This window comes from Pseudomonas sp. S37 (assembly GCF_016658545.1).
Classification (GTDB): Bacteria; Pseudomonadota; Gammaproteobacteria; order Pseudomonadales; family Pseudomonadaceae; genus Aquipseudomonas.
Map to the genome: position 1 here is coordinate 1 of NZ_JACVZC010000189.1, position 5,787 is coordinate 5,787.

General features: G+C 64.5%; 5 protein-coding genes and 1 pseudogene. 5 read left to right on the plus strand and 1 reads right to left on the minus strand.

The genetic code is table 11. The annotated features are described in order from the left end of the window. The first annotated feature begins 157 nt into the window (after nt 1-157). Entirely contained in the window at nt 158-400 is a 243-nt protein-coding gene (gene tusA, locus IAE39_RS28705) for a sulfurtransferase TusA (RefSeq protein WP_012271322.1), read from the plus strand. 60 nt (nt 401-460) lie between these two features. Next, nucleotides 461-1,603, plus strand: coding sequence for a 4-phosphoerythronate dehydrogenase PdxB (gene pdxB, locus IAE39_RS28710; RefSeq protein ID WP_201207841.1), 1,143 nt, complete (start codon nt 461-463; stop codon nt 1,601-1,603). A 175-nt stretch (nt 1,604-1,778) separates the two neighbouring features. On the opposite strand, the gene IAE39_RS28715 is transcribed toward pdxB, so the two are convergent. Next, nucleotides 1,779-1,952, minus strand: coding sequence for a PA1571 family protein (locus IAE39_RS28715; protein WP_201207842.1), 174 nt, complete (start codon nt 1,950-1,952; stop codon nt 1,779-1,781). A gap of 209 nt (nt 1,953-2,161) precedes the next feature. Here IAE39_RS28715 and IAE39_RS28720 point away from each other — a divergent pair, with 209 nt between their 5' ends. The 3 genes and pseudogenes from IAE39_RS28720 (at nt 2,162) to IAE39_RS30230 (ending at nt 5,712) form a co-directional block, all read left to right on the plus strand. Beyond that, nucleotides 2,162-3,925 carry an ABC transporter transmembrane domain-containing protein gene (locus IAE39_RS28720; RefSeq protein ID WP_201207844.1) on the plus strand — a complete coding sequence of 588 codons (1,764 nt, stop codon included), beginning with the start codon at nt 2,162-2,164 and terminating at the stop codon, nt 3,923-3,925. A 743-nt stretch (nt 3,926-4,668) separates the two neighbouring features. Continuing rightward, nucleotides 4,669-4,827, plus strand: a pseudogene (locus IAE39_RS30225) (HAMP domain-containing protein); the annotation flags it as partial. A gap of 117 nt (nt 4,828-4,944) precedes the next feature. After that, a complete protein-coding gene (locus IAE39_RS30230) occupies nt 4,945-5,712 on the plus strand; it encodes a methyl-accepting chemotaxis protein (RefSeq protein ID WP_442968464.1) in 768 nt (255 codons plus the stop codon). Nucleotides 5,713-5,787: the final 75 nt, after the last annotated feature.

The following is a 5,787-nucleotide window of genomic DNA, read 5'->3' on the forward strand; positions in this document are numbered from 1 at the left end:
CAAGATCAAGATCAAGATCAAGATCAAGATCAAGATCAAGATCAAGATCAACAGCCAGATTAAGAGCGGGTGCGCGCTGCGGCTGGTGTGGGTTGCAAGCGGTGCTTGGACCGCGTCGCGCGATGCGCGACAATAGCGATCATTTTCGGAGCCCCCCATGACCGATTTCACCCCCGACGCCGTCCTCGACGCCACTGGCCTGAATTGCCCGGAGCCAGTGATGATGCTGCACCAGCACGTACGCAACCTGGCCGCCGGCGGCCTGCTCAAGGTCATCGCCACCGACCCGTCAACCCGCCGCGACATCCCCAAGTTCTGCAACTTCCTCGGCCACGAACTGCTGCAACAGCAAGAGGACGCTGGCACTTTCCTCTACTGGATTCGCAAAAAAGCCGACTGAAGCGCTCTGGAACACGCCCGGCGTTGCGCCTACACTGCGTTCCCCAGACAGGAGAGCGCCATGCTGATAGTTGCCGACGAGAACATCCCGCTGCTCGATGCCTTCTTCCAGGGTTTCGGTGAAATTCGCCGCTACCCGGGCCGAAGCCTCGATGCCGCCAGCGTCAAGGACGCTGATATCCTGCTGGTGCGCTCGGTGACCAAGGTCGATCGCCAGTTGCTCGAAGGCAGCCGTGTACGCTTTGTCGGCACCTGCACCATTGGTACCGATCACCTCGATCTCGACTACTTTGCAGAAGCCGGCATTCGTTGGAGCAGCGCACCAGGTTGCAATGCCCGCGGCGTGGTCGATTACGTGTTGGGTAGCTTGCTGACGCTGGCCGAACTGGATGGCGTGGCGCTGCCCGAGCGCGTCTACGGCGTGGTAGGTGCAGGTGAAGTGGGCGGGCGCCTGGTGCGCGTGCTGCATGGCCTGGGCTGGAAGGTGCTGGTGTGCGACCCGCTTCGCCAGGCTGCCGAGGGTGGTGACTACGTCAGCCTCGAAACCATCGTCCAGCAGTGCGATGTGATCAGCCTGCATACCCCGTTGCAGCGTGGCGGCGAGTACCCGACCTGGCACCTGCTGGGCCAGGCGCAGCTGGCGCAGTTGCGCCCAGGCGCCTGGCTGATCAACGCCAGCCGTGGCCCGGTGGTGGACAATGCAGCGCTGCGCGAGCTGCTGCTGGACCGTGAAGACGTGCATGCGGTGCTGGATGTGTGGGAAGGCGAGCCGCAAGTTGACCTGCAACTGGCCGACTTGTGTACCCTGGCCTCACCGCACATCGCCGGCTACAGCCTGGACGGCCGCCAGCGTGGTACGGCGCAGATCTACCAGGCACTGTGCCGCTTCCTCGGTGTGGGCGAGCAGGTACAACTGGCCGACCTGCTGCCCCGGCCACCGCTGGCGCAGATCGAACTGGATGCCAGCACCGACCCGGCTTGGGCCTTGGCCACCCTGTGCCGCGCCGTGTACGACCCGCGCCGCGACGATGCCGATTTCCGCCGCAGCCTGAGCGATGACCCGCAACAACAGCGTGCGGCGTTCGACCAGTTGCGCAAGCAGTACCCGGCACGGCGCGAGATCGAGGGGCTGGCAGTGCGCTTGCGTGGCGAGTCGCCGCAGTTGGCGCAGCTCGTGAGTGCCCTGGGTGGGGTGCTGGTCTGATAGCTTGGTCGATCCTGTGCCGGCCTCTTCGCGGGTAAACCCGCTCCCACAGGGACCGCGTTGATATCTGGCCTGTGGAATCTCTGTGGGAGCGGGTTTACCCGCGAAAGGGCCAGTGCAGGCTTGAGTCAAATAAAAACCCGGCGCAAGCGCCGGGTTGCAAGGAATTCGCCGATCAACCTTTGCGTACGCGCTCGCTCCGGCTTTTTTCCAGGACCTCGCAGGCCTGCTGGATCATCTGCTCGGTGATCGGTACTTCGCGCCCCTGGGCGTCGATCAGCGAACCGCACACCTGCGGTTGCGGGCTGGTCTGGGGCTTCTGGTTGTCGCTGCCATGCTGCAAGCTCATGTACGTTCTCCTCATCAGGTTCAAGCTCAGGTTAGACCTGCGCCGTGACCGGCCTGTGACAGTTACCGTGTCCCGGCAGCCACAGTCCAACAGAAACGGTGTGAAAGCTCCATAGTCTGGTTAGACCAAAGGGCTATAGCAACCTGCGGGCACTTCCCTGGGCAGGATGAGTGGTAGTCTGCAGCTTCTTCGCCATTGTGGTCGTCGCCATGCCCGAATCGGTTTCCCCACGTCAACGCCGCGCCCTGCGCCTGGCTTGGCAGTTCATTCGCCCTTATCGCCGGCAGGTACTACTGGCCTTACTGGCGCTGGTGGTTACCGCCGGCATCACCCTGTCCATGGGCCAAGGCATCCGCCTGTTGGTGGACCAAGGCTTCATGACCCGCTCCGCGCACCAGCTCAACCAGACTATCGGCTTGTTCCTGCTGCTGGTGCTGGCCCTGGCAGTGGGCACCTTCAGCCGCTTCTATCTGGTGTCATGGATTGGTGAACGCTGCGTGGCCGATATCCGCCGTGCCGTGTTCGACCACCTCATCGGCCTGCACCCGGGCTTTTTCGAAGACAACCGCAGCTCTGAGATCCAGTCACGGCTGACTGCAGACACCACCCTGCTGCAATCGGTCATCGGCTCGTCATTGTCGATGTTCCTGCGCAATGCCTTGATGGTCATCGGCGGCGTGGTGTTGCTGTTCATCACCAACCCCAAGCTCACCAGCATCGTGGTGGTGGCGCTGCCGCTGGTGCTGGCGCCGATCCTGCTGTTTGGCCGCCGGGTGCGCAGCCTGTCGCGGCAGAGCCAGGACCGGGTTGCCGATGTGGGCAGCTACGTGGCCGAGACGCTGGGGCAGATCAAGACCGTGCAGGCCTACAACCATCAGGCGCATGACCGTGAACTGTTCGCCGGCACGGTCGAGGCGGCCTTTACCGTGGCCCGCAAGCGCATTGCCCAGCGTGCCTGGCTGATCACCCTGGTGATCGTGCTGGTGTTGGGGGCGGTGGGGGTGATGCTGTGGGTGGGTGGCATGGATGTGATCGCCGGGCGTATCTCCGCTGGCGAACTGGCGGCATTCGTGTTCTACAGCCTGATCGTCGGCAGCGCCTTCGGCACCCTCAGTGAGGTGATCGGTGAGCTGCAGCGTGCCGCAGGTGCCGCCGAGCGCATTGCCGAACTGTTGGCAGCACGCAGCGCAATCCTGCCGCCTGTTGTGGCGCAGGCGCTGCCACAGCAGCGGGCCAGTGGGCGTATCGAGCTGCAGTCGCTGGTGTTCGCCTACCCGTCACGGCCCGGCGTCGCGGCGGTCGATGGCTTGAGCCTGGCCATCGAGCCTGGGCAGACCGTCGCCCTGGTAGGCCCCTCGGGGGCGGGCAAGTCAACCCTGTTCGATCTGTTGCTGCGTTTTTACGACCCCCAGCGAGGGCGCATCCTGCTCGACGGCCAGCCGTTGACCGAACTGGACCCTGACCAGTTGCGCCGGCAGTTCGCCCTGGTGGCGCAGAACCCCGCGCTGTTTCGTGGCACAGTGGAGGCCAACATCCGTTATGGCCGCCCCGAGGCGACCCAGGCCGAGGTCGAAGCAGCAGCCCGCGGTGCCCATGCCGACGAATTCATCCGGCAACTGCCGCAGGGCTACCAGACGCCGCTGGGTGAAGGCGGCATCGGTCTGTCCGGTGGCCAGCGCCAGCGCCTGGCGATTGCCCGGGCATTGTTGGTCGATGCGCCGATCCTGCTGCTGGACGAAGCCACCAGCGCCCTCGACGCGCAAAGTGAACATTTGATCCAGCAAGCGCTGCCCAGCCTGATGGCCGGGCGCACCACGCTGGTCATCGCCCATCGCCTGGCCACGGTGCAGCATGCCGAGCGCATTGCGGTGATTGACCAGGGCCGATTGGTGGCGGTGGGTAGCCATCGCCAGTTGATCGAAGAAAGCCCGCTGTATGCACGGCTGGCGGCGTTGCAATTCACCAGTGGGTAAGGTGTCGCGGCTTTGTAATATTTCTGTAGCAATTGCCTGAGAGTATCTGCCTCAACTGTTGCGTAAGTGCTCGACCTGGCTGCCATTGCTTGATGGCAGCTTTTTTTTGCCTGCCAGTCATGGGGGCTGCTGCGCGGCCCCAGTCTTCCCCTCTGGTTTCGAGACCCTCGATGTTGCGTAAATCCCTCAGAGTGCAAATTCTCTCGCTGCTCGGCGGCAGTGTGGTCGCGATGCTGCTGATCGCCCTGGTGTGTTTCCAGTTCCTGTCGTCCAGCGTGCGCGGTTATGCCGAACTGGTCGACGGGCCGCTGCGCGCCTCGCAGTTGATCGACGAAGCCAACCTGCAGTTCAAGATCCAGGTGCAGGAATGGAAAAACGTGCTGCTGCGCGGGCGCCAGCCGGCAGAGATGGACAAGTACTGGCAGCAGTTCCAGGCCCGTGAGCAGCAGGTGCAGCAACTGCTTGGGCAACTGATTGACAGCAGCGATGCCAGGCTCAAGGCGCCACTGCAGCAACTGCGGGATAGCCACCGGCAGCTGGGCCAGGCTTATGCACAGGGGCGTCAGGCCTTCCTGGCGGCAGGCGGTGACCCGGTAGCCGGCGACCAGGCGGTCAAAGGCGTGGACCGCGCTGCCAGTGAGCAGATGAGCGAACTGGTCGAGCAGTTGCGTGCCGATGCCCGCCAGCGGGCGGCCAGCATCAATACCCGTGCCGAGCGCACGGTATGGCTGGGCGTGCTGGTGATGTTGGGGTCGGCGCTACTGGTGGGCCTGTTTAGCCTGTGGCTGCTGAACCGCAACCTGATCGAGCCGATCCGCCAGCTGATCGAGTATGTCGCCCAACTCAGCCAGGGCCGTTTTGCCGCCCGGGTCGACAGCCGTCGCGAAGATGAACTGGGGCGCCTGGCGCGGGCAGCCAACACCCTGCGCGATTTCCTGGCCGACACCGTTGGCCGGTTGCAGGACAACGCCCAGGAGCTGGAAGGTGCCAGCGGCCAGCTGCGCAGCATTGCCGGCGACATGGCCCGCGGCACCCATGACCAGTTCCAGCGGACCGACCAGGTGGCCACGGCCATGCACGAGATGTCCGCCACCGCCCAGGAGGTCGCCCGGCATGCCGCCGAGGCCGCCCGCGCGGCAGACGACGCCGACCACAGTGCCCAGGCGGGCGAGCAGGTGATGCAGCAGACCATCGACATCATCGGCGTGGTGAACCGTGAAATTGCCGGCACGGCGGCGGTGATTCGCGACCTCGAGCATGACAGCACGCGTATTGGCAAAGTGCTGGAAGTGATCCGCGGCATTGCCGAGCAGACCAACCTGCTGGCGCTCAACGCGGCCATCGAGGCGGCCCGCGCTGGCGAGGCCGGGCGCGGTTTTGCGGTGGTCGCCGATGAGGTGCGCAGCCTGGCCCAGCGCACGGCCGCGTCGATTGCCGAAATCCACCAGATCATCGAAGCGGTGCAGTCGGGGGCGGTGGAGGCGGTGAAGGCCATCGAAAGTGGCCAGCAGCGCAGCCAGGAAGGGGCGGAGCAGGTGGAGCAGGCCGGGCAGATGCTGCAGCGCATTACCCAGGCCGTGGAGGCGATTCGCGACATGAACCGGCAGATTGCCACGGCGGCGGAAGAGCAGACCAGCGTGGCCGAGGACATCTCGCGCAACCTGATTGAAATCACCCGCATTGCCACGGCCAACCAGGAAGCCGTGCAGCATACCGAACAGGCCGGGCAGCGCCTGCATGGCTTGTCGGGGCAACTGGGCGAAGTCACCTCGCGCCTGACTGCCTGAAACACCCTCATGGTTGACACGGTCCCTGTAGGAGCGGCCTTGTGTCGCGATCGGGCCGCATAGCGGCCCCAGGAT

Excerpts from the sequence above, each read along its gene's own strand:
- tusA (WP_012271322.1), top strand. The coding sequence starts at position 158 with ATGACCGATTTCACCCCCGACGCCGTCCTCGACGCCACTGGCCTGAAT.
- pdxB (WP_201207841.1), top strand. The coding sequence starts at position 461 with ATGCTGATAGTTGCCGACGAGAACATCCCGCTGCTCGATGCCTTCTTC.
- IAE39_RS28715 (WP_201207842.1), bottom strand. The coding sequence starts at position 1,952 with ATGAGCTTGCAGCATGGCAGCGACAACCAGAAGCCCCAGACCAGCCCG.
- IAE39_RS28720 (WP_201207844.1), top strand. The coding sequence starts at position 2,162 with ATGCCCGAATCGGTTTCCCCACGTCAACGCCGCGCCCTGCGCCTGGCT.
- IAE39_RS30230 (WP_442968464.1), top strand. The coding sequence starts at position 4,945 with ATGGCCCGCGGCACCCATGACCAGTTCCAGCGGACCGACCAGGTGGCC.